Below are 1,569 nucleotides of genomic sequence, written 5' to 3'. Positions count from 1 at the left end.
CTGCCACGGAGGTCCTGATCCGCCGGCTCCAGGGCGTCCTCGTGGCCCGGCAGTACGTGCTGATGGACTACGACATCCGCAAGGAACTCGTCGAGCAGGCCGCCGGGCTCACCCCCGGCCTGGAGTCGCCCACCGTGTCGCCGCTGCGCGATTCGGACTGGGTGGCCGTCCGCTCGATGGTGCCCAAGCGGGAAACCAACCGGATCATGGACGAACTCTACGACCTCGGCGCCCGCGCCATCCTGGTCAGCAGCATCCACGCCTGCCGCATCTAGCCGCCCCGCCCCGCCGGGTCCCGCCAGGAACACCTTCAGCACCCACCCTGCAGCAATTACCCGCCTGCAAGTATCAGGAGAAGTCATGACTGTTGCCGTGCGCGTCATCCCGTGCCTCGACGTCGATGCCGGCCGCGTGGTCAAGGGCATCAACTTTGAGGGCCTCCGCGACGCCGGTGACCCGGTGGAACTGGCGCACCGCTACGACAACAGCGGCGCCGACGAGCTGACCTTCCTTGACGTCACGGCGTCCTCCGGCAACCGGGAGACCACGTTCGACGTCGTCCGCCGCACCGCCGAGGAAGTCTTCATTCCGCTGACGGTCGGCGGCGGCGTCCGTGGCGTGGCCGAGGTGGACAAACTCCTGCGCTTCGGCGCGGACAAGGCGGCCATCAACACCGCAGCCGTGGCCCGGCCCGACGTGATCGACGAGATCACCCGGCACTTCGGCTCCCAGGTCCTGGTGCTTTCCCTCGATGCGCGCCGGACCCGTCCGGGCTCGCAGCCTACGCCGTCAGGCTTCGAGGTCACTACGCACGGCGGACGGCAGGGGACCGGAATCGACGCGATCGCCTGGGCGCGCGAAGCGGCCGACCGCGGAGTGGGTGAAATCCTGCTCAACTCGATCGACGCCGACGGCACCAAGGACGGCTTCGATCTGGAACTCATCCGCCTGGCGCGGGCGGGGGTCAAGGTCCCGCTCATCGCCTCCGGCGGCGCCGGCAAGCCGGAGCACTTCCCGCCGGCCGTGGCAGCGGGCGCCGACGCCGTCCTGGCGGCCTCGGTCTTCCACTTCGGCCCGCTGGACATGATCGCGCAGGTCAAGGCCGCGATCCGCGACGCAGGCTTCGAAGTCCGCTAGTCCCCACCGCTTAAAGCAACGCGGGGTCACTTACCGCCCATCCCGGACGGGATTATGGGCCGTAAGTGACCCCGCGTTGCTTTATTTTTTAGGGAGCGGGCGGGGATTAAGCGGGTGGGGATTAGAGGCCGACTTCGGCGGACTGCAGGAGCGCGACGGCGTCCGGCTGGCCTTCGAAGGTCACGAGGGCGTGGCGGGTCCGGCCGTGGGCGTGCATGAGCAGCTCGCCCGGTTCGCCGACGATGGCCACGGACACGGGGGCGCGTTTGGCGACATGCCGCGGACCCGAGGGGCTCACCAGCACGATGCCCAGATCCACGCCGCGGTACAGGATCGCGGCCCGCTTGACGAGCTCGTCCCACAGCGCGTCCGAGTAGGCCTGGTCCAGGGCGCGCGGGGCCCAGCGGTCCACGGCGCGGCGGACGTCCTCGG

2 protein-coding genes and 1 pseudogene are annotated in these 1,569 nt (G+C 69.7%); 2 read left to right on the top strand and 1 reads right to left on the bottom strand.

The window, feature by feature from the left end; genetic code table 11:
• Positions 1–275: ATP phosphoribosyltransferase (gene hisG, locus LQV45_RS31275; protein ID WP_374208350.1), on the top strand; the 275-nt coding region annotated here is incomplete at its 5' end.
• 85 nt (positions 276–360) lie between these two features.
• Positions 361–1,137 carry an imidazole glycerol phosphate synthase subunit HisF gene (gene hisF, locus LQV45_RS31270; protein WP_230011237.1) on the top strand — a complete coding sequence of 259 codons (777 nt, stop codon included), beginning with the start codon at positions 361–363 and terminating at the stop codon, positions 1,135–1,137.
• A 121-nt stretch (positions 1,138–1,258) separates the two neighbouring features.
• Here hisF and LQV45_RS31265 read toward each other — a convergent pair.
• Positions 1,259–1,569, bottom strand: a pseudogene (locus LQV45_RS31265) (TIGR03085 family protein); the annotation flags it as partial.

The organism is Microbacterium sp. Bi128 (assembly GCF_918698205.1).
This window is presented reverse-complemented; position numbering and strand designations above follow the sequence as displayed.